The 20,258-nt window shown below is 61.4% G+C and carries 16 protein-coding genes and 1 pseudogene; 1 reads left to right on the top strand and 16 read right to left on the bottom strand.

Features of this window, described 5'->3' with window-relative positions:
- Positions 1-47: 47 nt before the first annotated feature.
- From JFN91_RS07810 to JFN91_RS07740, 15 genes and pseudogenes are all read right to left on the bottom strand, one after another.
- Positions 48-1,370, bottom strand: coding sequence for a PhoH family protein (locus tag JFN91_RS07810; RefSeq protein WP_199388641.1), 1,323 nt, complete (start codon positions 1,368-1,370; stop codon positions 48-50).
- Between the two features lie 235 nt (positions 1,371-1,605).
- Complete coding sequence (locus tag JFN91_RS07805; protein ID WP_199388640.1) at positions 1,606-2,742, bottom strand: aminotransferase class V-fold PLP-dependent enzyme; 1,137 nt, start codon at positions 2,740-2,742, stop codon at positions 1,606-1,608.
- Between the two features lie 53 nt (positions 2,743-2,795).
- On the bottom strand, positions 2,796-3,779 hold the full coding sequence (locus JFN91_RS07800; RefSeq protein WP_199388892.1) for a DHH family phosphoesterase: 984 nt from the start codon (positions 3,777-3,779) through the stop codon (positions 2,796-2,798).
- A gap of 354 nt (positions 3,780-4,133) precedes the next feature.
- The gene (locus tag JFN91_RS07795) at positions 4,134-4,436 is read right to left on the bottom strand and encodes a hypothetical protein (protein WP_236015027.1); all 303 of its coding nucleotides are present in this window, start codon (positions 4,434-4,436) and stop codon (positions 4,134-4,136) included.
- A 353-nt stretch (positions 4,437-4,789) separates the two neighbouring features.
- Positions 4,790-7,411 carry a CBS domain-containing protein gene (locus JFN91_RS07790; protein WP_199388638.1) on the bottom strand — a complete coding sequence of 874 codons (2,622 nt, stop codon included), beginning with the start codon at positions 7,409-7,411 and terminating at the stop codon, positions 4,790-4,792.
- Positions 7,411-8,211 carry an AmmeMemoRadiSam system protein B gene (gene amrB, locus JFN91_RS07785; protein ID WP_199388637.1) on the bottom strand — a complete coding sequence of 267 codons (801 nt, stop codon included), beginning with the start codon at positions 8,209-8,211 and terminating at the stop codon, positions 7,411-7,413. The genes JFN91_RS07790 and amrB overlap by 1 nt, the downstream gene beginning before the upstream one ends.
- A gap of 185 nt (positions 8,212-8,396) precedes the next feature.
- A pseudogene (gene scpB, locus JFN91_RS07780) lies at positions 8,397-8,963 on the bottom strand (SMC-Scp complex subunit ScpB); the annotation flags it as partial.
- A 256-nt stretch (positions 8,964-9,219) separates the two neighbouring features.
- Positions 9,220-10,062 carry a segregation and condensation protein A gene (locus JFN91_RS07775; protein ID WP_199388636.1) on the bottom strand — a complete coding sequence of 281 codons (843 nt, stop codon included), beginning with the start codon at positions 10,060-10,062 and terminating at the stop codon, positions 9,220-9,222.
- A 201-nt stretch (positions 10,063-10,263) separates the two neighbouring features.
- Entirely contained in the window at positions 10,264-11,247 is a 984-nt protein-coding gene (gene trpS / locus JFN91_RS07770; RefSeq protein ID WP_199388635.1) for a tryptophan--tRNA ligase, read from the bottom strand.
- 31 nt (positions 11,248-11,278) lie between these two features.
- Complete coding sequence (locus tag JFN91_RS07765; RefSeq protein ID WP_199388634.1) at positions 11,279-11,962, bottom strand: site-2 protease family protein; 684 nt, start codon at positions 11,960-11,962, stop codon at positions 11,279-11,281.
- Positions 11,963-12,364: 402 nt separating this feature from the next.
- Complete coding sequence (locus JFN91_RS07760) at positions 12,365-13,261, bottom strand: DMT family transporter (RefSeq protein WP_199388633.1); 897 nt, start codon at positions 13,259-13,261, stop codon at positions 12,365-12,367.
- A 143-nt stretch (positions 13,262-13,404) separates the two neighbouring features.
- Positions 13,405-16,368: an AAA family ATPase gene (locus tag JFN91_RS07755; protein ID WP_199388632.1), complete on the bottom strand. Its 2,964-nt coding sequence runs from the start codon at positions 16,366-16,368 to the stop codon at positions 13,405-13,407.
- A complete protein-coding gene (locus JFN91_RS07750) occupies positions 16,359-17,624 on the bottom strand; it encodes a metallophosphoesterase family protein (RefSeq protein WP_199388631.1) in 1,266 nt (421 codons plus the stop codon). The genes JFN91_RS07755 and JFN91_RS07750 overlap by 10 nt, the downstream gene beginning before the upstream one ends.
- Positions 17,625-17,813: 189 nt before the next feature.
- Positions 17,814-17,942: a DNA polymerase ligase N-terminal domain-containing protein gene (locus tag JFN91_RS07745; protein WP_215907312.1), complete on the bottom strand. Its 129-nt coding sequence runs from the start codon at positions 17,940-17,942 to the stop codon at positions 17,814-17,816.
- 177 nt (positions 17,943-18,119) lie between these two features.
- A complete protein-coding gene (locus tag JFN91_RS07740) occupies positions 18,120-18,905 on the bottom strand; it encodes a dienelactone hydrolase family protein (RefSeq protein ID WP_199388629.1) in 786 nt (261 codons plus the stop codon).
- A gap of 317 nt (positions 18,906-19,222) precedes the next feature.
- Here JFN91_RS07740 and JFN91_RS07735 point away from each other — a divergent pair, with 317 nt between their 5' ends.
- A complete protein-coding gene (locus JFN91_RS07735; RefSeq protein WP_199388628.1) occupies positions 19,223-19,828 on the top strand; it encodes a hypothetical protein in 606 nt (201 codons plus the stop codon).
- Here JFN91_RS07735 and JFN91_RS07730 read toward each other — a convergent pair.
- Positions 19,825-20,256: a hypothetical protein gene (locus tag JFN91_RS07730; RefSeq protein ID WP_199388627.1), complete on the bottom strand. Its 432-nt coding sequence runs from the start codon at positions 20,254-20,256 to the stop codon at positions 19,825-19,827. The genes JFN91_RS07735 and JFN91_RS07730 overlap by 4 nt on opposite strands.
- Positions 20,257-20,258: the final 2 nt, after the last annotated feature.

The raw sequence follows: 20,258 nt of genomic DNA, 5'->3' as shown, positions 1-20,258 counted from the left end.
CAGCAGCGTGCCCCCTTTTTTCTCCCGTTCTAAGGTTTTGGCGTCCGTTACAGCAGGTTCGCCGCCAGTTCGGCCAAGTCGCTGCGTTCACCCTTGGTCATGGTAACGTGGGCGGAGATGGTCTGTTCCTTGAGGCGCTCGACCACGTAGGTGAGACCGTTGCTCTCTGCATCCACGTAGGGGTTGTCGATCTGGTACGGGTCGCCGGTCAGGATGATCTTGGTCCCCTCGCCGGCGCGGGTCACGATGGTCTTGATCTCGTGCGGGGTCAGGTTCTGTGCCTCGTCGACGATCATGTACTGGTTCGGGATGGAGCGCCCCCTGATGTAGGTGAGCGGCTCGATCTCGAGGATCCCCATCGCCATCAGCTCCTTGTACCCCTTGCTGTGGCGTTTCTCCCCTTCGTGCCCGCTCAGAAGGAGCTCGACGTTGTCGAAGATGGGCTGCATCCAGGGGGAAAGCTTCTCCTCGATGTCGCCGGGGAGGAAGCCCAGGTCGCGGCCCATCGGGAACACCGGGCGCGATACCAGCAGGCGGTTATAGACGTTCTCTTCCGCGGTCTTCTGCAGACCGGCGGCAATGGCGAGCAGCGTCTTGCCGGTACCGGCCTTGCCCACGAGGGTAACGATCTTGATGTCGTCATCCAACAGGGCGTCCAGCGCCAGGGACTGCTCCAGGTTCCTGGGGAACAGGCTCCAGACCCCATCCTGGTCCAGCTTGGCCAGCGGCACCATCCTGCGGGAAACGTGATCGAAGCGCCCCACGGCACTGTGGGACGGGTTGTCGACCTCGGTGAGGAGCAGGTACTGGTTGGGCAGGTAGCCGTTGTTGTCCATGTCCAGCCATCCCTGGCTGTAGAAGCGGTCGATGGCATCGGCCCCCACCTCGAGGGTGGCGCACCCGGTGTAGAGCTCGTCGATGGCGACCTTGTCGGATTCGTAATCCTGTGCCGAAAGCCCGAGGGCGTCCGCCTTGATGCGCAGGTTGGTGTCCTTTGTGACCAGGATGACCGGCATCTCTTTCTGCGATTCCATGAGGTCCACGGCTACCGCCAGGATGCGGTTGTCGCCCCTCTCCTCGCGCAGCTCGGGCGGGAGTCGCTTCATCACCTTTTCTTCGTAGATCTCGATCTTCAAGGTGCCGCCGCTATCCAACTCAAGCCCCTGCGACAGCGACCCCTCCTTGCGGAAGGCGTCCATGAGCCGGGAGACCTGGCGGGCGTTGCGGCCGGTCTCGTTCATGTCCTTCTTGAACCGGTCGATTTCCTCGATGACCGTGATGGGTATGATGATGGAGTTGTCTTCGAACTTGGTGAGAGCCTGCGGGTCGTACAGAAGTACATTTGTATCAAGAACATAGATTTTCTTCATATCCACTCCCTGTACGTTGCTGCCTTCAGAAAAACCGAATACCTCATCCCTGACCAACAAAGCTGAACTTTTCGTAGTATCCCCTTCCACGGCTCCATGGCCGTCTCGTGCTGTCTAGTGCCGTTTATTGTAGGGGCGAATAATCATTCGCCCAGCGCCGCCCCATTCGGCATTGCCCTTACAGGCTCGTGCAGAGAGTGGCGTACCGTACCCGACTAATGAGCCGCAGCCGCGCTCATGATATTATCTCACGCAGTGCCTTAATAAAAAAGTCGATATCCGAATCTGTGTTGAAAAAGCCGGGGCTGACCCGCACGGTCCCCTCCGGAAAGCTGCCGATGCTGCGGTGCACGTCCGGTGCGCAATGCAGCCCGACCCGCACGCTGATGTCGTACTCGCTGTCGAGCAGGTAGCCGAGGGCGGCCGGGTCGTGCCCTTCCACGTTGAAGGAGACGGCGGCGCCGCGCTCTCCCTTGAGCGGCCCGTAGAGCCGCACCGCGGGGATGCCGGAAAGCCCGTCCAGGAGCTGGTCTACCAGGGTACTCTCCCGGGCGCGGATGACGTCGAGGCCGGTCGCCTCGATGAAGTCCAGCCCGGCCTTGAGACCGGCAATGGCCGGGGTATTGATGGTGCCGCTCTCCAGCCGCTCGGGCATCTGCTCCGGGGGCTCGGGGTTACTGGCGCTGCCGCCGGTGCCGCCCACCTGCAGCGGCTCCAGGGCGATGCCCGGGGCGACCGCGAGGATGCCGGTGCCGGGAGGACCGTAAAGCCCTTTGTGGCCCGGGGCTGCCAGGAGGTCGATCCCTATCTGTTCCACGTCGATGGGGAAAAAGCCTGCACTTTGTGCTGCGTCCACCAGGAACAGCGCGCCACCCTGCCGTGCCACCCGGGCGATCTCGGCGATGGGCTGCACCGCGCCGGTGACGTTGGAGCAGTGCGCCAGCGCGACCAGCCTGGTGTTGGGGCGCATGGCACGGGCGATGTCCTGCTCCGAGACCACGCCGCAGGTATCCGACGGCACGAAAGTGACCTCGACACCGCGTTTGGCGGCCAGGTGCAGCGGACGCGACAGCGCGTTGTGCTCCACGCTGGTGGAGACCACGTGGTCGCCGGGTTTCAGCAGTCCGAACACGGCAATATTGATCGATTCCGTTGCGCTGTGGGTGAAGACGAGTCGGGAGGAGTCCGAGACCCCGAAAAAGCGGGCTAATGCGGAGCGTGCTTCGAAGACGATGCGGGCGGCGGCAAGCGACTGGCGGTATCCTCCCCGGCCCGGCGCGACACCGACTTCCCGCATGGCAGCGTCCATCGCCTGGTACACGGCATCCGGTTTCGGGAATGAAGTCGCTGCGTTATCTAGGAATACGGACATACCGTATTTACTAGCATTTTAAGGGGGCTTTGGCAACCGCTTTCATGAATTGTTTACGGGACTAACGCTAATGGTGGGTCGGTCACCTGGAGCTCCGCCAGGAACCTCTGGGTCAGCACCGCTTCGAGTTCCGCAACCCGTTCCGTCGCCACGTTGTCGATCTTCCCCCCCGCCATCATGCCATGCCCTCCGGCGGCGCCGATGCCGGCCACCAGCTTGCGGATCAGTTCTCCTGCATTGATCTCTTCGCTGGTGGTCCGGATGGAGAGAATCAGTTCCTGGCTGTAGTGTCCCAGGCAGAGCACGGTCTCGGTTCCCTCCAGCCGCACCAGGAGGTCGGCAAGTTCTGAGACCACCTCGGGGAACTGCACCCCGTCCAGGGAGGCGACCAGGACCTTACCGTAGAGGCTGGCGTGCTCCAGGGCGCTGTGCAGCGCTATGAAGTACTCCCTGGGAAGGTTGGGCCGCGTGATGCTGTTCAGCAGGGTCTTGTTGGCCAGGGGGAAGAGGACCAGGTAGGCGTCGCGGTCCGGCCTGGTTGCCTCGCGCCCCAGGTCCTGCGTCTCGGACTTGATGGCGTAGAAGAGCGCCGTGGCCAGTTTGGTCCCCACTGAGACCCCCTGCACCTTCAGGTATTCGTAAAGGATGGTGGCGGTGGTGCCGTAGTTAGGGCGGATATCGACCCAGCGGCAGGAGGTACTGCTCTCGCGCACGGGATGGTGGTCGATGACGATGTCGGCGCGCACGTCGGGAGGAAGCGAGTTGTTGCCGGTGCCGGGCTGGGTGTCCAGCAGGCAGACTACGGGAAAGGCTTTAAGGTCGATCAGCGGGAACGGGGTGAGCGGAATCTGCAGCAGCTTGGCCATGGCCAGGTTCTCGCTTCTACCTATCATGCCGGAAAAGGCGATTACCGCCTCGCGGTTCAGTCGTACTGCGAAGAGGTGCCTGAGCGCCATGGCAGAGGCGAGCGAGTCGGGATCGGGATTGTCGTGCACGACGATGAGGATGCGCCCCCGCCCACTGACCCAGGTGAGCATGGCATCGGTATAGGAGAGCAAATCGGAGCGAGTTTCAATTTCCGCCAATGGGCACCCCCGGCTGGTGAGCTGTAAACCCGTGAAGTTTAACCCACTCCCGGCGCGGGTGCAAAAAAAAAGGCTGTGTTAGCGATCCGTGTTGGTATTTCCCTTGATCTCGTTCCCAAGGTCCACCTTGGGAACGCAAAGCCTCTCCGAAGCTCCAACTACCCTCGGATGCAAAGCTGGAGCTTTGCGCCATATGGGGTTCCCAAGCTGGAGCTTGGGAACCAGGAAATACCAACAGCATTCGCTAATAGAGCAAAAAAAAGGGAGGCAAAAGCCTCCCTTACGTTTCGTGTGGGTAAGGATTGATTAGAACTTGCCGCGCAGCAGCTCGGCCATGGCAACAATGTTGCTCTGTCCCTTGACGTTCCCTTCCCTGAATTCAGGGCGGACCGTGGGGATGGCGAATTTCACCTTGCCGTTGTCGTATTCCGCCAGGGACTTGGAGGTGGTCACTGCACCGTAAACGGCGCCGACAATGACACCGATACCTGCGCCGATGCCGACGTTTTGCAGGTGGTCACCGGGTTTGTCGGTGAAAGCGAGCATGGCAGCGCCGACCAGGCCGCCGGCGAGACCGCCGTAGAAAGAATCCTCGAAAATGGTCTTCATACCGTTTTCTTGTGCGAGACAGGGTGTTGCCATAGAGAGGAGGGTTACTACGATAGCCACTGCGCGCTTCAGGTTCTTCATACGATCCCCTTTTCCGGTTTGTGCAGATTCGCCGTAACCACTGCAAATCAGGGGCCAAAAAAGGTATGACATCGCAGCAACGCGCTAAGTAGCTGGAATAACGCAGACAGCACGCCAAAACGGACTCGAGGGGGGAACGGGGGGCGTTGAGGAAGGGTTCTTTAATGTGCTGTAAACGCCTCACATCATAGGCACTTGTGACAAAAAACGTTATTAACCGGCATTTTACGTCACCACCGTGAAAAGACGGTGGTGTTGCAAATTTGCAACAGCTACGAGATAAGCTTGAGCACCCAGCGGATTTCATCATCCTTGCTGGAGACCTTACCGTTCATCCTGGCGCTCAACACCGCGTCCAGAAGCTCGCGGTAGATCGGGCCCGGTTTTATGCCCAGCCGTTTCAGCTCCTCGCCGCCGATGAGGGGCTCCATGCCATGCAACTTGGTGAAATAAACCGAGATGCAGCGCTTGGTTTCAGGGTTGTGGCTTCTGGCCATGTGGTAGAGCAGGATCTCGACGGAAAGCACGCGCAGGGTGAAGTAGATCTCGCTGTTCTCAAGCCGCTCCTGCCGCGCCAGTTTCCGCTCCATGGCGCCGATCAGTTCCTCGCCCTGGCGCCGCATATCGGCCAGGTGTTCGCTCTGGTGCTCGCTGACGGCAAGCCTGGTGCAGGTGGCCGAGAACTGCTCCGGCGAGAGCACCTCGCACAATGCGAGAAAGTAGACCGCCCAGCGCTCGTAGGGGCGCTCCAGGTACAGAAGGTCGAACCAGGAGACGACGTAGCGCACTTCCTCCAGGGACGCCTGCAACTCCGACGTCAGTTCGATGGACGGGTGGATGAAGCGCAATAGTCCCAGCGACGCCATGCGAGCGATGCCCTGCAGCGGTTCCTTTTCCCTCAGAATCTGCACCAGTTCCGAGAGCAGCCTCCTCCCCCCGAGCTTCACCAGGAAGTCCATCTTGACCGCGTTCTTGATGAGGTCCTCGGTGTGCTTGGCGATCTTGAAGTTGAGCCGCTGCTCGAAGCGGATGGCGCGGAACACCCGGGTCGGGTCCTCGACGAAGGAGAGGTTGTGCAGCACGCGGATGACCTTGGCCTGCAGGTCGCGGTAGGCGCCGAAATAATCGATCAGCTTGCCGAAGGACTGGCTGTTGAGGGCAATGGCCAGGGTGTTCACGGTGAAGTCGCGGCGATACAGGTCCATCTTCAGCGAGGAGCGCTCCACGGTGGGGAGTGCCCCCGGCGAGACGTAGTACTCCAGCCTGGTGCTGGCGACGTCGATCTTGAAACCGTCGGGGAAGACGATCACGGCGGTGCCGAACTTCTCGTGGCTCTTCACCCGGCATCCGAACTCGGCGGCAAAGGTCTCGGCGAAGAGGATGCCGTCGCCGTCGACGGTGACGTCGACATCGGAATTCTGCTGACCGAGCAACAGGTCCCGCACGAAGCCGCCCACCACGTAGACCGGGAGATCGAGCCGGTCGCCGACCCGCCCCAGGTTGTGCAGGATCTCCACCGAGGCCTTGGGAAGGTAGCGTCTCATCATCCCCTCGACCTCGCGGTTCTTCACCTGAATGGCGTCGCGGGACAGATCGTAGATCGCCTCGCTCCCCAGGCTGTAACGCAAAAGGTCGGTGCGGGTGATCACCCCGACCAGCCGCCCCTGGTCCAGAACGGGCACCAGGCGGGAATCCCCACCCACCATGTAGCTCTGGATCTCGCTGATCGGGGTTTCGGGGTTCGCTGCGTAGAATTCGGAGTGCATGTAGTCGGAGATGGGCACCGCGTTGAGGTTGTGGTAGAGCGCCTTCTCCACTGTTTTGCGCGAGATGATGCCCAGCACCTGGTCGCCCGAGAGCACCGGCATGGCGCTCACGTTGTAGCGCACCAGCCGCTCGCGCGCCTCCTCTATGCTGCAGTCGGGGGGAAGGGTCTTGACCGGCGAGGACATGATGCTGCGTGCGACACGGATAGGATCGACCCGCTTTTTCAGCACCGCGTCCAGCTGCTCCAGCACCTGGATCAGGGTGAGCCCGCGCACCGTGGCCGACGCCGCGGTAGCATGCCCTCCGCCGCCCAGTTCGCGCAGGATCTCGCCCACCCTCACCTCCGGGATGCGGCTGCGCCCGACGATGAAGACCCGGTCCTGCATCCCCACCACCAGGAACAGCACCTGCAGGTTCTCCATGTCGCGGATCATGTGCGCCAGTGAAGCGATGTCGCCGATGTAGCGGTCCACCGAGGCGTGCGCGACCGAGACGTCCACCCCCTTCAGCGAGCTGGTCTTCAGGGAGGTGAGCAGGTCGTTCAGCAGCGAGACCTGTTCAACCGTCAGTTCCCGGCCGATGGAGTCGGCGACCTCGTTGAGTTGGGCGCCGCGCTCCAGGAGCCACGCAGCAACCGCGTAGTCTTCGGCAGTGGTCGAGGGGAAGGTGAGGTTGCCGGTGTCCTCGTGGATGCCGAGCATCATCAGGGTGGCTTCTGCGGGACTCACCTCGATGCCGCGCTGCATCAACAGCGTCGCGAGAATAGTGGTGGTGGAGCCGCAGGGGCGGATGATGCCGCCGTCGGCCTTGAGGTCGCCGGAGCTGATGGGGTGGTGGTCGTAGATCAGCACCTCGACCCCCTCTTTCTGGGCGAGTTCACCGAACTTGGCGAGACGTGCGGAGTGCTGGCAATCGACGACGATCAGGCGGGTTACGGCGGAGAAATCCACGTCCTTGATGCGCAGGGACTCGAATTCCGGATGGGGTGCTTTCTGGAAGAAGTCACGCACCCCCTTTTCCTGGGCCCCGGAAAACACCAGGACTGCATCGGGATGGAGCTTTTTGGCAGCGACCATGGAACCGATGCAGTCGAAATCGGCGTTGACGTGGGTGGTGATTATCTCCATCAGGAAACCATGAGGGCGGCGTAGGCAACGACGCTGTTCAGGTCGCCGTTCACCTCGCCGCTGGTGGTGTAGTGCACCAGGCGGCAGGAGTCGGCTCCCATGATCTTGGCCGCAACCAGGAGCGCGGTGGCCGGAATGACGCCGCACATGGTGATGTTCTTCTCGCGGCAGACCTTCAAAAGCCCTTCCGGGTCCAGGTCGACGAGACGGGCTAGCGCCTGGTCGTCCTTCACCTTGGCTGCGGCGGCGGATTCGTAGTGGGTCATGTCCGAACTGGCCACAATGAGGACGTCCTCGCCGTAGGCGGCGATGGCACGGGCGATCCCCTCGCCTACCTGCGCGATGGAGCGATAGTCGGGCAACGCAAGGCAGAGGGCGGCGATGGAGACGCCGGGGTTACGGTATTGCAGGAAAGGGACCTGGACTTCCAGGGAGTGCTCGAAACGGTGGGCCAGCGGGTCCTCCCGGACCAGCGGGGCGTTGTCGAGGATCAGTTGCGATAGGCGCCGGTTCACCGGCACCGCGCCCAGCGGCGTGAGCCATTCGTTTTCGGGAGCGAGCGCCGCGGCGACACCGGCGCCGGTGTGATTCGGCCCCAGGATCAGCACGGTGTCGGGGACATCCACTGCGGCGTAGACCTTGCCTGCCGCCCTGCCGGAATAGACGTAGCCCGCATGCGGGGCAATGATGCCGATGGCCTTTTGGGTCTCCCCCTGCGGCATCATCTCTGCGAGCTCCCGGCGGAGCCGGGCGGGATCGCCGGTGTAGAACTTACCAGCTACTGCAGGTTGCCGTACCATACCAGCCTCCTTTTGCGGAAATGCTAATGAACAGCGCACCAGGCAATATTCTAACTCAGCAGCGATTACCCTTCAACGGGTTCCAAGGAGTCAATGGGATCAACGGATTCGAAGGATTCGACTGATTCCACGGATGCGACGGGTTCCAAAGAATCGGCACCGGGCGCGGTGTCAGTGGCAGCGGCGGATCCCAGCGGGAGCGCGGGCTGATCGGCGAACGGATCGGGCGGCACCAGTTCCTGGATTTCCTTGAGAGTGGGGAGCTGGTTCAGGTCCTTCAGGCCGAAGAGTTCGAGGAATTCACGGCTGGTGCCGTAGATGAGCGGCTTGCCGGGAACGTCCTTCTTGCCCATGATGCGCAGCAGCTTCTTTTCCAGGAGGCTCTTCATGACGCCGCCGGAATCGACGCCGCGCAGGTATTCCACCTCGGCACGGGTGATGGGCTGGCGGTAGGCGACGATGGCAAGGGTTTCCAGGGCGGACTGACTGAATTTCACCCCTTTAGTCTTGTTGAGCCTACGGATGTAGTCGCCGTGTTCGGGGCGGCTGCGCAACTGGTAGCCGCCGGCGACATGGATGAGGACGATGCCGCGTTCCGCTGTTTCGTAATCCTGGATCAGCTCGTCCAGCGCCTCGCGCAGGTCGGCACGGTCGTACTCCTCCAGGATGCCGGCCAACCGGTCCAGGGTGAGCGGCTGATCGTGGACGAACAGGATGCTTTCAACGATTCCTTTTAGCGACTTTCCCGACAACAGATGCCTCCGTAAACCTTAAAAACCAAACCTGACTAGCGATGAACTTCCGCCAAGATGCCAATCCCCCTCTCCCTCTGGGAGAGGGCTGGGGTGAGGGCGCTGCAATAGGCAATGATCCCCCTTCGTGGCACCTCCCTCACCCGCCCTTCGGGCACCCTCTCCCGGAGGGAGAGGGGCTTGCAGGTGCCTGTCCCGTTAGGGGTTGGGTAAGATGGTTGAGTGGATTGGAGCGTTCCGCTAGAGGGACGGGCACCTAAACGGAGCCAGTCCCTTCTGCTACGACTTCGCCCTCGCCCTCACCCTCTTCGCTGCCCTCGCCGTCTCCTTCCTCTTTGGCAGCCAGATGCAGCCAAATGGAGCCCATGCTGTCCATCTGCACGACTTTGATCAGCTTGAGTTTGCAAAGCTCCAGGATGGAAAGGAAGGTGACCACCAGGAGATCGCGGGTCATGCCGGTGTTGAAGAGCGAGTCGAAACAGACAGTCTTCTCGGCATGCAGGATGGAGAGCACCTCCCCGATGCGGTCGGCGATGGAGATGCCATCGGCCACGACGTCGTGGAAGGTGTCGACCGAGACGCGCGCCAGCACTTTCTGGAAGGCCTCGATCAGCTCGAAAAGTTCGACGTCCGCCGGCTCTTCCACCGGGTCCAGTTCACCCAGCTCCGGGGAATCGAACTTGCGGGCAAAGACCTCGCGCCCCAGGAGGTTGCGGCAGTTGAGCATCTGCGAAGCATCGCGGTAACGCTGGTATTCCAGAAGGCGCCGAACCAGTTCCGCACGCGGGTCTTCCACCTCGCCATCGGCGTCCTCCTCCGGGGTAACCGGCAGGAGCATGCGCGACTTGATCTGCAGCAGCGTTGCCGCCATCACGAGGAACTCACCCGCGATGTCGAGGTTGAGGTCCTTCATGATCTCCATGTAGTCGAGGTACTGCCTGGTGATGGCAGCGATAGGGATGTTGTAGATGTCCACCTCGTTCTTCTTGATGAGGTGGAGCAGGAGGTCCAACGGTCCCTCGAACTCCTCGATCTGCACCCGGTAAGACTGCTCCAGGGCTTCGGAGAAAAGGTTGCTTTGCATCTCTTCGAGCGACAAAAAAACTCCTAAAAAGCGGTTCAACGTTCAATGTTCAACGTTCGAGAGGGATTTCCGCGACGGGCAAGGTCGCCGTTACTTGTTACTCCCCTAACCGCTCAACGTGACAAAGGTGCCGCCGGGATGCCGCTCCCCACAGGCAGGAGGTACATCGAACGTTGAACGTTGAACCTTGAACGTCCGTTAAAGCCGTTAAAGCGGTTAGACTTTGAGCGCGGCGCGGGCCTCGTCCATGGTCTGCTTGGCGACGACTTCGGCTTTGCGGCTGCCTTCGGCGAGCACCTCTTCCACCAGGCCCGGCTTCTCGGTCAGTTCCACGCGCTTCTCGCGGAACGGCGCCAGGGTGTCGACCATGGCCTGGGCCAGGATCTTCTTGCAGTCTACGCAGCCAAGCTGGGCGCCGCGGCACCCTTCGACGATCTCGGCACGCTTGTCGGCATCCACGTAGAGGGAATGCAGGGTGAAGGCGACGCAGCGGTCCGGCTCGCCCGGGTCACGCTTGAAGGGACGCAGGGTGTCGGTGACCATGGACATGACCTTCTTCCTGGTCTCCTCGGCGTCGTCGGACAGGAAGATGGCGTTGCCGTAGCTCTTGCTCATCTTGCGGCCGTCGATGCCCAGTACCTTCGGGGTCTCGGTCAAGAGCGCGGCCGGCTCCGGGAAGACCTCGCCGTAGAGGTAGTTGAAGCGGCGCGCGATCTCGCGGGTGATCTCGAGGTGCGGGATCTGGTCCTGCCCCACCGGCACGCGGGCGGCCTTGTAAACGATGATGTCGGAGGCCATCAGCACCGGGTAACCGAGGAAGCCGAAGGTGGAGAGATCCTTGGTGGTCAGGTTCTCCTGCATCTCCTTGTAGGTCGGGTTGCGCTCCAGCCAGGAGACCGGGGTGATCATGGACAGGATCAGGTTCAGCTCCGCGTGCTGCGGCACCCGACTCTGCTTGAAGATCACGCTCTGCTCGGGGTCGATTCCGAAAGCGAGCCAGTCGAGCACCATCTCGTTGATGCTGTCCTGGATACCGTCCGTGCTGGCGTACTCGGTGGTCAGCGAGTGCCAGTCGGCGGCAAAGAAGAAGCACTCGAAGTTGCGCTGCAGTTCCATCCAGTTGGACAGAACCCCGTGGTAGTGCCCCAGGTGCAGCTTTCCAGTCGGTCTCATGCCGCTAACGATACGGTTGTTGCTCATAGAATCGAACTCCTTTTTGGATTCTGCTCCCCTACCCCTTCATCATGAGCTTGGTGACACCGAAGACCAGGTTCGCGTAGGGACCGGCCAGCAGGTGCACGCCGAAGTTAAGGGCGGGTGCAATTACATAACTAAAAGCGTTGGTTAAAAACACCAAGGCTACGATGATGATCATGCCGAACGGCTCAACCCGGGCCAGCGCCATGGACAGACCGTAGGGCAGCAGCCCGACTGCGACCCGCCCGCCGTCCAGGGGCGGCACTGGAATCAGGTTGAACACGCCGAGCAGCAGGTTGATATAGACCGAGAAAGCCAGCATCAAGGTGACCGGGTCTGCAAAGGACGCCACCATGGACCCCTCGGCGGCGTTCTGGGTACCGGCTATCAAGGCGCGCATGGCGAGAGCCGACACGGTCGCTAAACAGAAATTGGTGATCGGCCCGGCCGCCGCCACCCAGATCATGTCCCGCTTGGGATGGCGGAGGTTGCCGAAGTTGACCGGCACTGGCTTGGCCCAGCCGATCCCGATCACGAAGATCAGCAGCGTGCCCAGGATATCGAGATGTTTCAGAGGGTTGAGCGTCAGGCGCCCGAGGTATCTGGCAGTGTTGTCGCCGAACTTGTCGGCGACGTAGCCGTGGGACACCTCGTGACAGGTAATTGCCATCAACGCGGGAACCAGCATGATGGACAACTTTATGAAGAACTCTTCCATGTCTTCCTTTAAGCCGGGTTAGCTACAAGCCCTATGTCTCTAGCAGATCGGTGCTGGAAAGTCAACGATAGCAGGCGATTGGCGGGGGGCATCGCGTGGCGGAAGGGACAGGCTCCATAAGGTGCCTGTCCCTTTAGCGGAACGCTTCTTTCAGCTCAACCAGCTTTCCCTAGCACCGCAGAATTCAGGGAAGCGGAGCAAGTTCGTCCACTAAGCGATGCACGCCCCCTCACGTCCCCCCCTTTTGCGAAGGGGGGGACGTGAGGGGGATTTAGCCGAAGTAGCGAGTGCGTCAAAGCCTGCAAGGACAGTCAAATCCCCCTCAATCCCCCTTTGCGAAAGGGGGACACTGAATCGACCTGCGAAGAGCTTGCAGCGCCTAGCTTTTGAGAAGGTGCGACCTTACACTTCCGTGACCGTCTCATGCCGCGCCTCATGTCCCCATAGCTGGAGGATAAGCCCGCCGAAGAGGAGTACCGCGCCGCCGAAGCCCTGCAGCGGTGTGATGCGCTCTCCAAGCAGGATCACGGACAGGAGCACGGTGATCAGCGGCTCCAGCATGCTGATGATGGAGGCGTTAGTGGCGCCGATCAGGCGCAGACCGGCGAAGAACCCCATGACACCGAACAGCGTCGGAAAGACGGCGATACCCACGATGGAAAGCCATCCACCGGGGCTCAGATCGAGGACCAACTCCCCCTTGGCCGCACCGTAGCAGAAAAAGGCAAGCCCGGCAGCGGTGCAGACCCAGAGCGAGGTGACCATGGGATCGATGTTCTTGAGGATGCGGTTACCGATGATGATGTAGCAACTGTAGATCACCGCGGCCCCGAGTACGGAAAGGATGCCCGTGAGTTGCGCCCCTTCGAACGACGCCCCCAGCAGCAAGACCAACCCCACCGAGCAGACCACCAGCGCGATGCCTTTGGGTGCGTTGAAACGCTCGTCCCCCACGATCAGCGCCAGGACGGTGACCAAGGCGGGATAGGTATAAAGGAGCATGCCGGTGAGTGACGCGGGGAGATAGTGGATGGCGTTGGCGTAAAGCCCGGACATGCCGCCGTAGCCGACCGCCCCCATAAGGATGAGCTGCAGCGCGGTCTTACGGTCGAGGGCGCAGTTGACGCCGCGCACGCGCAGGATGCCGAAGAGAAAGACACCAGCCAGGAGGAAGCGCCCCGCCAGCACGGTGCTGATGTTGGCACCGCCGTCAAAGGCGCTTTTTATGAGGATGCCGAGCGTGGCGAATCCCGCCGCCGAAGCGACGATGAACCAGGCTCCACGATGCTTGTTATTCATGAATAAAAATCCTTGTTGGATACTCCTCCCCCCGGAGGGGGGAGGTCGGGAGGGGGGAAGTGGTCGGGAATAAATGAAAAAGAAGCCCCCTCCATAACCCTCCCCCTCCGGGGGAGGGAATTCCCGGCGCCGCCAAGACCAAATCAATCCAACTGTATGGTCTGGTCAGTAATCTCGGTGAAGCTCACGTCGTGACTGACCAGGAAGAGCTGGTCGTACCAGTGCTCGGTGACTTCCTCCTGGCCCACATCGATAGCGCGGAATGCCTTGGCCAGGTTCTCGCGCCGCTCGGCATCAAGGTTTGAGGTGGGCTCGTCGAAGAAGGCGATACGGGCGCCGATGGTCTGCAACAGGGCCAGGCGCAGGGCTACGACCGCGCTCATCATCTGCCCGCCGGAGAGCTGGTCGTCGCTGCGCTCCCTCATGTTACCGTCGGCCATGTCCTTGAGTACGATCTGGTAGTTATCGCCCCAAAGCAGTTCCTCGTCGGACTCGCAGATGCTGCGATAGATGCGGTCGGCGCGGAAGCTGATTTCCTCCCGGAAACGCTCGGAGAGCTGGGCCGAGACGTTCTTGAATACCTGGTTGCGCAGGAACTTGACCAGGTCGGCCTGCTCCTTCAGCTTTTCGATGGCCGCCAGCTTCTGCTCGATCTCGGCGGCGACGGCGCGCAGCGCTGCAGTCTCCCCTTCCAGCCGCGACACTCCTTCGGCAATGGCGCCAATCTCGGACTTCAACCTGGTAGCCGCCATCACCAGCTGTTCCCGATCGTTCTTCGCGGCCTCATGCTGCTCAGGGCGATAATCAGCGACAAGCTTTGCCAGTTCCGCCTGCTTGGCGGCCAGCGACGCGGCGAGCACCTGCAATCCCCTTTGGTATTTCTCCAGGGTCTCCTGGTGCTTACCCAGTTCATCCGCCGCCTTCTGGTTGGCGATGTAGGTGTCGCGCGCCGGTTGGAAACGGACCAGCTCCTCCTCCGCATCCTTCACTCTCCGCTCCACATCGGCGAATGCGGCGACCTCTGTTTTCCGGGCACTGATCTCCGTCAGCAACGCGGCCAGCCGCGCATTGTGTCGCGCCACAGAGTGCTCCCGCAGGGCAGCCTTTTGCAGCGCGTCGGCCAACTCGCGCTCCTTTTGTTCCAGCGCCTCCCCTCGTGCCGACAGCTCGGCCAGCTTGCGCGCAGATTCCTGGACTGGCTCGGCCGCCTGCTTCACGCGCTCTTCCAGTGCAGATTCCAGCCGGTTTATGACGCCCTGCCATGCATCTGTCGCCTGGGCCAGCGCGTCCCGGCGCTGCTGAGGTGCCGCCGCCAGGTCGACGTCCGCGCCTGGCAACTCCGGGAGAGAAACATTGGCAACACCGGCAGTTGCCAACCACTCTTCAAGCGGTGCACGAAGTGCTGGCACGGCGATCTGGGCGTAATTGCGGCTGAACTCTTCTTCCTGCTTTGTCCGCTCCCGCCCCGCCTTGGCCAACTCCAGAGCCACCTGCTCCATGCCTGCCAGCTCATGAGCAGCCTGTTGCGCAGCACTCACCTGGGACGCCAGGTCAGCCGCCTCGCGATCAAGGGCTGCGATCTGATCATCCAGGGCGGCAATGCGGGCATCAAAGAGACCTGCCGGATCTGCCCCTTGCAGGTTCTGACAAGGCTCCTGGAAGAACGGGCAGGCACCAGCCCCGATCTTGTCGCGCCCCTCGATTAGCGAATGCCTGCGCCCGGCAAGTTCGGACCGTCGCGCCTGGATCTGCTCCAGCCGAAGCTGGCGCGCCGCCAACTGTCCGGCCTCCGCTTTGAGGAGCGCAGAACCGGCCAAAACGCTCTCCCGTTCCCGGATCTGCCGGTCGATTTCTTCTATCCGGCTCAGGGCAACGTTGAGATAGGGAAGCGTCGTCTCCATGTTGTGCATAGGGAGTTCACGGAAAAGAAGCCGGCTCTGCTCCGCAAATGCCAGCCCCTGGGCCGACACGGTCTCCAGCTTCTTCTGCTCCGCAAATGCCGCCGCCAGTGCGTCCTGGTCGCTCTTCAGGCGCTTGCGCTCCGCGTCCATCGTCGACTTGGCCAGCTCGAGTTCGCGGCTTTCCGCCTCCAGCATCGCCTGGACGCTCCCCTGTTCCTTTTCCAGGTCAGCAAGCTTCTTTTCCAGTTGGTGCTTCTGCTGTATCTGCTCACGCAGTTCCTTGAGCCTTGCCTCAGCCGCGTCATACGCCTGCTTGCCCGCGGCCGATGCCGCCACGACTGCCGCCGCCTGCTGCGACTGTTCGACCAGAAGTTGCTGCGTAGCGACGTAGTTCTTGCCGGACTCGACACGCTCCTGCAGCCCCTGCACCTCCTGTTGGACTGACTGGATCGCCTCTTTTTTCGCTTCCAGCGCGTTCAACAGGGCAGTGGCCTGATCAAGCTCCGCGGTCTTCGTTGCCAACTCGCCCCGCTTGAACTCGCCCTGCGCCCGCAGGAGTACCAGTTCCTCTTCTTTCGCCGGGAGTACGGCAATCTGCTCAGACTTGCTATCCACCTCGGCCTGCAGCACGTCGAGTTTTGCCTTAATGGTGCTGGTCAAAACCTTTGTTTTGTCTTGTGTCTTGCGCCAGGCATCGATGCCGAGGATCTCGTCGAAGGCATCCTGACGCTTCGCTGGCTGCTTGATCACGAAGGGACCGAGGAAGTCGTTCTGGAAGGGGCCGATAACCAACTTGAACTGTTCCGACAGCGGCCGCCCCGCGGAGAGTCCGAGCAACTGCGCGATGCGCGCCTCAGTCTCCTCCATGTTGGCGTGTTCCTCGACCTCAAACCCGTCGCCGATTTCCTTGGCCAGGAGCCACTTCCCGGCAGCACCTACAGTCCGCGTGACCCGGTACAGCTCTCCCGGCGCCGGTTCGAAGACGACAGCGATTTCGCCGCGCTTGGTACCGATGGTGAGGAAGCGCTCGGCATTCGAGACGAAGTCCTTGGCGTCGACGCCGAACAGGGCATAGCCGATGGCCTCGAAGATGGTGCTCTTGCCGGAACCATTCGCACCGGAAAGGACGTTGATCCCCGGGGAGAAGACGAGCTCCTTGTCGCGATGCGATTTGATGTTCTTGAGGTGGACCGAAACTATGCGCACTGGTCACCTCCCGAGGAGAGCAGACTCAAAAGCTCCTCGCCTTCCACGTCACCCTTGAGCACCAGGTCCCGCAGCGCCAGGCTCAGGCGCGTCAGTTCGTCCACACGTCCCTGGTAGTGGCTGTTGGCACCGATCAGCTCGCCCAGCACGTCCCGCTCGATCTCCGCGAGGCTCTTTTTGACCTTCTCCTCCCCTCCCCCGCCAGCAACCAGCGAGAGGTGGTTCTTTATCTCCAAGTGCAGCGGCTCGCAGATTTCGCACAGCGATGCGCGCAGACGGTCGCGACTCAGCTCGAAGGGGTGGAAGCCGACCTTTCCGGCCAGACGAACCTCGATGAGCGGGGCTCGCTCGTCCGTGCAACCAGCGAGTTTCTGCGCCATCTGGGCTTTGAACAGCTCCAACGCGTCCGTTGCGTTGCCCGCCCCGTCCAGGTTGGCAGTGACCACCAGCATCGGGCGCGGCGTGGTGCGACGGAATTCATGCGCTACCTTGCCGTCCTGGCCCAGCGCAACAAGGTAATACCCCTTGTCGTAGCGCTCCTCCCCGAAGTTGACGCAATCGGGCGAGCCGGGGTTGAAGGCATAGGGGCGGCCATCGGCATCATTGACGATGTAGGGTTTATGCCCGTGGCCGAGGGCGACGTAATCAAAGCATGCCGCCAGGGGCTGCGCTTCCTCCGGTTTTATGTTGCCGATTTCTACCGGCGAGTAAGTCCAGACCCCGACGTGGAAAAGCAGGATGTTGCGCTTGGTGCCGATGGCGTCACAGATGCGGGGCACATGGTTGCCCGCCTGGGAGCCGATATACCCGAGGCCGTAGATATTCACCCCTTTGACCTCGATGTGCCCGCCGCTCCCCTGCTCCGGATCAAACGCATCAAAAAGGTAGCCGCCATCGGCGCTCCTGGAGGGACGCAGCAGGGAGATGTAGCCCAGTTGCGAGAGCGCTTCCATCCAGGAGACGCTGTCGCGGCGGTGGATCCAGTCGTGGTTACCCTCCACGGCAAGGCAGGGGATGCCGGCGTCCTTCAAGGGCTGCAGGATCTCAATGGTCTTGGCGAAGGTCCTGGGGAGAATCTGGCCGGTGTGGAACAGGTCGCCGCCGATCAGGACGAAGTCGACCTGTTCGTGCACGGCATCGGCCACGATAGCGGCGAAGGTGGTGAAGAAGTCCTGGTAACGCTGGGCGTCGCAGCCGGAGGCGCGGTAGGTCTTGCCGAGATGAACGTCGGAGGTGTGGATGAAACGAACGGGCATGGATGCTCCGGGAAAAGTGAATTGCACAGGTATAACGCCGCCCGCGGGGGCAAGTCAAGCTCTCTAACCTGGCAACTTTTGCCGAAGCTCGAAGTAATCCGGCCACGGGGATCAGGGTCCAGCGCCTTTGAGCCGCTCACCGTGCAGTATGAAATGGAGCCTGCCGCGGTAGTAATCCCCCTTCCCGCCTTACAGCGGTTCCCAGGAGCCTTGATCCCAGATGAGGACGGTCCCGGCACCGTAGTTGCCGGCGGGGATGATTCCTTCGAAGGAGGCATATTCGAGCGGATGGTCTTCAGTCTGGGATCGATCCACCATGGCTACACCTTTGGGCATTGCTGCTTTGAGTAAGCGAGACTCATAAGGCCTGCCGTCTCACTCCCCTCCCCAGGAGGGGGAGGGGCAGGGAGCTCAAAAAGTAGCAACCAAATACATCCCCCCTCCCAACCTCCTCCCTCCGGGGGGGAGGAGCAGTGGACCACATGCCGGAATCGCCTATCGAGTTCCGAATATCTCGTTGAAGAAAAGCTTCATGGCCTCGAAGGAACGCCGGTCTGCCTTCTCGTTGTACGCGGCCCCTTTGCTGTTGTCATTGCCTGACTTGGGATTGGTGAAGCTGTGCACCGCGTTGCCGTAATAATTCATCTGCCAGTCCACCTTGGCATCCCGCATCTCCTTCTGGAACGCAGCCACCTCGTCAGGCTTCACGTAGGGGTCATCGGCCCCGTGCAGCGCGAGGACCTTGCCGCGTATATTCTTAGCGTCGGCTGGATTGGGGGTACTGAGCCCGCCGTGGAAGCTGACCGTACCCAGCACGTCGGCGCCGCTCCTGGCCAACTCCAGCGCGGCCGTGCCGCCGAAGCAGTACCCCATCACCGCCAGCCGCTTGGGATCAACCTGGGGCAGCCCGGCCAGCGTCTCAAGCCCTGCCGCGCCACGCGCACGGATCAGGCTCCGGTCGTTTCCCCGGTACTTGGCTGCTTCCTTGGCGGCCTGCTCGGGTCCGACCGGGCGCACTCCCTTGCCGTAGATGTCGGCTGCAAAGGCAACGTAGCCAAGCCTGGCAAGCTGCTCGGCACGCATCTTCTCGTATGGGCTCACGCCGGTCCACTCGTGGATGATGAGCACACCCGGGCGCTTCTCCTTGATGGTGTCATCATAGGCCAGGTATCCCTCGAGGACCGTATCCCCCTGGCGGTACTCCACGTTATGTCCCACCACTGCGGCTCCGGCCCCTTGCGCTACCAAGGTCATCATCAAAGCCAAAAGATACTTTTTCATGATCTCCTCCACGCTGCTGATTACCAATGAATACGGCAAACACAGCTCTAATTGAATCGCGTCCAGTCTCATTAGCAGGTGAGATAAGTATGCTCATTTTACCAAAAACCGCAGGATCCGGCAGCGCCTTGTTGGCAATAGTCGTTGCTGGCGCGGTCCGGACGGCTGCCGGGATATTGTTCCGCCAGCTGCGTTGACACCCGCTGCACATTAAGTACGATTAACCAATCGCAATAGCATAACAGGAGCCTGTCATGAGACAACTGAACTCACCCCACTCTCTCGGTTGGCTGGCAGTAGTCTTCATTGGGATTTCATTGACGGGATGCACGTCGTGGTGGGGCGGGTCGCGGCAAGGGAGTAGCGCATCACTGCAGACGATACAGGACGATCTGCAGTACGCGCAGCTAAAGACACAGGAAACGCGTAAGGCGCTCGATGATGTCAGGTTCGCCGACGCGGCCGACCTGCCGCGGGCCTACCGGGCCTTCCGGGAAGAGGTGGACACCATGACCGGCGCTGGCGAAAAGCTGGTGCAACACGCTAACGGCATGCATTACCAGGGGAACTCCTACCTGGTCGAAGCGGAAAAGTCGGCTGGAGAGTGTCGTTACCCGAGGCTTTCGCGGAATGCGCGACTGCCGCGCATGGAGTTGGGAGACGCCTTCGAGCCCATAGCCGAGCAAGGGCAAGCGGTACAGCGCGCCTACCGCGCCTTCGAGTTCGACATCGAGGCTATCGATGGGTACCTGTCCCGGGAGTTGAGCGAGCAAGGGGTGAGGGACATGGAGGTTTTCATACGCAAAAGCGGCGTGGATGGGGACAGTCTCTTGTACGAGCTCGAGACGGAACTGTCAGTGGTGGACAGGGCGCAGAGGGCATACAGTGAAACGAACCAGGGAAAGGGAGCAACCCCTCCTTAGAGTTTGTCGCCCTTGTCGTTGGTGAGAGGGAGTTGGCAGTGCAGGCACTTGCGCAGGTAAAGTAACATCATGCCGTGCATATGGTAGTAGTTGCGGCAGCGAGGACAACGAGCGGTGGCGGAATAGAACATGACGCCAAGCAGAACCGCGAACCAGCAGAAAAAGACCGGCATGGATCCGCTGAAGGAATGGGTAATCTTCTGGGTCAGGTACATGGTGGGCAGGTAAACGATGAGGACGATCCAGAGGCACCAGCGGCGCTTGCGCACAGCGGCGAGGCCGCGGGCGATGACAGCCGGGTCGAGAACTTCGGCAGTTTTCGCAGCAGCAGCTTCGGCAGCTTCGGCAGCTTCGGCAGCTTCAGCAGCAGCTTCGGCTTCGGCAGTTCCGTCCGCGACGGCGGCCTCTCTGACTTCGTGACGGTCCAAGC

Origin of the sequence: Geomonas anaerohicana (assembly GCF_016458305.1) — a bacterium.
Lineage (GTDB): Bacteria > Desulfobacterota > Desulfuromonadia > Geobacterales > Geobacteraceae > Geomonas > Geomonas anaerohicana.
The sequence above is the reverse complement of the archived record's forward strand: the minus strand, read 5'-3'. Positions and strand labels throughout refer to the sequence as shown.

Coding starts and splice junctions, on each gene's coding strand:
- JFN91_RS07765 (WP_199388634.1), bottom strand. CDS start 11,962: ATGGAAGAGTTCTTCATAAAGTTGTCCATCATGCTGGTTCCCGCGTTG.
- JFN91_RS07750 (WP_199388631.1), bottom strand. CDS start 17,624: ATGCCCGTTCGTTTCATCCACACCTCCGACGTTCATCTCGGCAAGACC.
- amrB (WP_199388637.1), bottom strand. CDS start 8,211: ATGGTACGGCAACCTGCAGTAGCTGGTAAGTTCTACACCGGCGATCCC.
- JFN91_RS07795 (WP_236015027.1), bottom strand. CDS start 4,436: ATGAAGACCATTTTCGAGGATTCTTTCTACGGCGGTCTCGCCGGCGGC.
- JFN91_RS07760 (WP_199388633.1), bottom strand. CDS start 13,261: ATGAATAACAAGCATCGTGGAGCCTGGTTCATCGTCGCTTCGGCGGCG.
- JFN91_RS07740 (WP_199388629.1), bottom strand. CDS start 18,905: ATGAAAAAGTATCTTTTGGCTTTGATGATGACCTTGGTAGCGCAAGGG.
- JFN91_RS07805 (WP_199388640.1), bottom strand. CDS start 2,742: ATGTCCGTATTCCTAGATAACGCAGCGACTTCATTCCCGAAACCGGAT.
- JFN91_RS07790 (WP_199388638.1), bottom strand. CDS start 7,411: ATGGAGATAATCACCACCCACGTCAACGCCGATTTCGACTGCATCGGT.
- JFN91_RS07745 (WP_215907312.1), bottom strand. CDS start 17,942: ATGGTGGATCGATCCCAGACTGAAGACCATCCGCTCGAATATGCCTCC.
- trpS (WP_199388635.1), bottom strand. CDS start 11,247: ATGAGCAACAACCGTATCGTTAGCGGCATGAGACCGACTGGAAAGCTG.
- JFN91_RS07810 (WP_199388641.1), bottom strand. CDS start 1,370: ATGAAGAAAATCTATGTTCTTGATACAAATGTACTTCTGTACGACCCG.
- JFN91_RS07800 (WP_199388892.1), bottom strand. CDS start 3,779: ATGCTCACCTGGGTCAGTGGGCGGGGGCGCATCCTCATCGTCGTGCAC.